4 protein-coding genes are annotated in these 3,099 nt (G+C 63.9%); all 4 read right to left on the minus strand.

Translation table 11 applies throughout. The features are described 5' to 3' along the window. Positions 1–426 (minus strand): DUF4435 domain-containing protein (locus tag VF697_RS12125; RefSeq protein ID WP_331094457.1); only part of this gene is annotated, 426 nt, incomplete at its 3' end. Positions 427–429: 3 nt separating this feature from the next. Next, the gene (locus VF697_RS12130) at positions 430–1,629 is read right to left on the minus strand and encodes an AAA family ATPase (protein WP_331094459.1); all 1,200 of its coding nucleotides are present in this window, start codon (positions 1,627–1,629) and stop codon (positions 430–432) included. A gap of 119 nt (positions 1,630–1,748) precedes the next feature. Next, the gene (locus VF697_RS12135) at positions 1,749–2,540 is read right to left on the minus strand and encodes a PhzF family phenazine biosynthesis protein (protein ID WP_331094461.1); all 792 of its coding nucleotides are present in this window, start codon (positions 2,538–2,540) and stop codon (positions 1,749–1,751) included. Between the two features lie 16 nt (positions 2,541–2,556). Continuing rightward, positions 2,557–3,099 (minus strand): lysophospholipid acyltransferase family protein (locus VF697_RS12140; protein ID WP_331094463.1); only part of this gene is annotated, 543 nt, incomplete at its 5' end.

The raw sequence follows: 3,099 nt of genomic DNA on the forward strand, positions 1-3,099 counted from the left end.
AGTGAGCAGATGGTCCAGGACAAGGCCCGCTCGCGCCTTGAAAGCATCCATCTGCTTCTCGTCCCCAAGTTCCCGGAGTACGTGGGCCAGGGCGGGAGACGCCAGCATCATGCACTCCACATCGTGGAGATCCGTCTCAAGGATGTTGGGGGTAGGGGACTCCTGCTGATCTAGGACCGTGAAGTCCGCATCGACAATACCCAAGACACCACGAATCCCGTTCTTGTCCAATTCGAGGACTGCCTCAATGACCTTGGGCTTGCCGTGGGCCACGATGATGTGACAACTGGCTGAGTCCGTATATCGCTCGAAGAATTTCTTATCGTCCTTTCCCTCAACAAGCACAAACGTCTTCGTCGGGTATTGCAGACGCTTCATCCCGACGCTATTCGCAATATTGACCGCAGCTCGCTCCCCCTTCTGCATGACTCAACCCTCACGAGTCTCAGGCGGGCCTTTCAAACCTACAGTCAGATCCCAGTGCTCGCCGATGATCTCCGGGGAGTGCGTTGCCACTACCACGTCGATCTCGGAGAGTTTGACCACCTCCATCAAGTCCTCAAGGAACTTTTCCTGCCAAGCCACATGCAATGAGATCTCCGGCTCGTCGAGGAGGACCAGCGCGTTCTTCTGCAACTTGAACAAGAGTTCATAGAGCAGGACGAGTTCATGCTGTTCCCCCGAAGAGAGCTCAGCTGGCTTGAGGCGGGCGCCAGTGGCCGATGTGAAGACAAACCCTTCGTCACGGTGGATTTCGAGGCGCTTGAAAAGAAACCGGCCGTTGATGATTCGCGTGAAGATCTGAATCTTCGCTGCCATCGCATCGAAGACCGCCAATTTACTCTCCACGTCTTCCACGTAGACCGTCAAAACGTCTCGCTTTGTTTCAATCACCCGAACCGGTGCCTGCTCCAATCCTTGCTCAGGCTCCAGGAAACCGAGCGAGGTGAGCCGAGCGCGCTTCTGCTCCAATTCAGCCATCCGCTCGCGAAGATCCTCCGCCGTTAGCGGCTCTGCCTTCGTCGGCCCCAGTAGGCGTACAGGAAAGGTTCGATCCAGCTCCTGAGACCGGGCCGCATACGCTGCGAGCGTCTGACGAATATGGACTGAAAGCTCCTCCGAATATATCTCTACGGTTGGCTTGGGGACGATGACAGTTCCTTCTTCATCGACCTCAGTATGTTCCTCGATGTCCAAGCGCTGGGTACGAACAAGCCGGACTTTCGGACTTTCCTCAATCAACCCCTGCAACCACGGCGCCGCAGCTCCAGCCCCAAACAAGCCACTATCAGATCCTATCTTGTCGGAAGCAATCGTTGGCCCTCCCGGAGAGGAAAGATGGACCAGAAGGTCAAAGGCTCGCATCGTCTTGAGCCATGGGGATTCTCTAACCACGCGCTCGACCATCAAACGTCGCCCGTCATCGAATTCGACCGCGAACGTCCCAAAGGGAACCTCGCGGAACACGGCATACTGCCCTGAGAAGAGCGCTGCGATCATCCGCAGAATGATCGTCTTCCCGAATCCGTTCGGGCCGTGAATGATGGTGATCCGCTCCTCGCGATTGAGCGGAATCTCGTGGTCGAAGAGCCCGAAGAGTTTGGTGACGCGAACCTTCGTCAGTCGCATGGCGCCGAGCGACGCACGGGCAGTTGATCCGAGTCAATCACCTTTCCCCCATGCGTCTCGTACAGAGCCACGGAAAGGGAAGACCCTCACCCCAGTCCTCCCCAGAGGGAGCGGGGGCTTCACAGCGTGATGTGGCCCTCGAGGTACAGCACGGCCTGTCCGGCGAGGCCCACGCGCTCGCCGCGGTCCTCGCACTGGAGCACGCCGCCGCGGTGGGACACCTGGTGCGCCAGCAGCTGCGACTTGCCCAGCCTCTGCGCCCAGTAGGGCACCAGCGAGCAGTGCGCCGAGCCCGTCACCGGATCCTCCGGCACCCCCACCCGCGGCGCGAAGAAGCGCGAGACGAAGTCCGACTGCGTGCCCGGCGCGGTCGGCGCCACCGCGAAGAACTCCAGCGCGGCCAGCTTCGCCATGTCCGGGTTGAGCGCCCGCACCTGCTCCTCGCTGTCGAAGACGGCCACCAGGTCGCGCGACACGAGCGTCTCGCGCGGCTCGGCCCCCAGCGCCTCCACCAGCCCCTCCGGAATCGGGCACGGCTCGGGCGGCCGCGCGGGGAAGTCCATCTCCATCCACCCCGCCTCCCGCTCCGTCACCACCAGCGGCCCCGAGCGCGACTGGAGCTGCACCCGTTCCAGCCCCGGCGCCAGCCGCGTGAAGAGGATGTAGGCCGTGGCCAGCGTGGCGTGGCCGCACAGGTCCACCTCCTGCGTCGGGGTGAACCAGCGGATCTGCCAGCCGCGCACCTCGTCGCGCAGGACGAAGGCCGTCTCGGAGAGGTTGTTCTCCAGGGCAATGGCCTGGAGCACGTCATCCGGCAGCCACGCGTCGAGCGGGCACACCGCCGCGGGGTTGCCACCGAAGACCTGGGAGGTGAAGGCGTCGACCTGATAGAGGCGCAGGCGAGTGGGCATGGGGCGAGGATTTACCTCAACCCGAGGAGTCCTGCGAACCCAGGGCCCGCAGGAAGAGTCCGCGCACCCGCTCGGCGAGCGCCCCGTCGTCCTCCCCGAAGTCCTCCGGGCGCAGGGGAGGCAGCACCCGGATGCGCACCCGCGCGCGGGGGCTCATCCACGGGCCATCCCCCTCCACCAGCTCCGTGGTGCCCTGGAGCACCACCGGCACCAGCGGCACCCGCTCCTCCAGGGCCAGCCGGAAGGCACCGCGCCGGAAGGGCAGCAGCCGGCCCCCCTGCGCATACGTGCCCTCGGGGAAGACGAGCACCGGCACGCCCCGGCGCAGCCACCCCCGGCAGACGTCCAGCATCTCGCGCATGGACTGGGGCCGCCCGCGCTCCACCCGCACGTAGCGCAAGAGGCTCATCATCCACCCCACCAGCGGAACGCGGAACAGCGAGGCCTTGGAGACGAACTTGAAGGGGTGGAACAGGCCCATGGCCGCGAGGATGTCCGCCATGGACTGGTGGTTGGCCACCAGCACGCACGGGCCCTCGGGCAGCAGCTCGCGGCCCTC

This window comes from Archangium sp. (genome assembly GCF_036388035.1).
GTDB lineage: Bacteria > Myxococcota > Myxococcia > Myxococcales > Myxococcaceae > Archangium.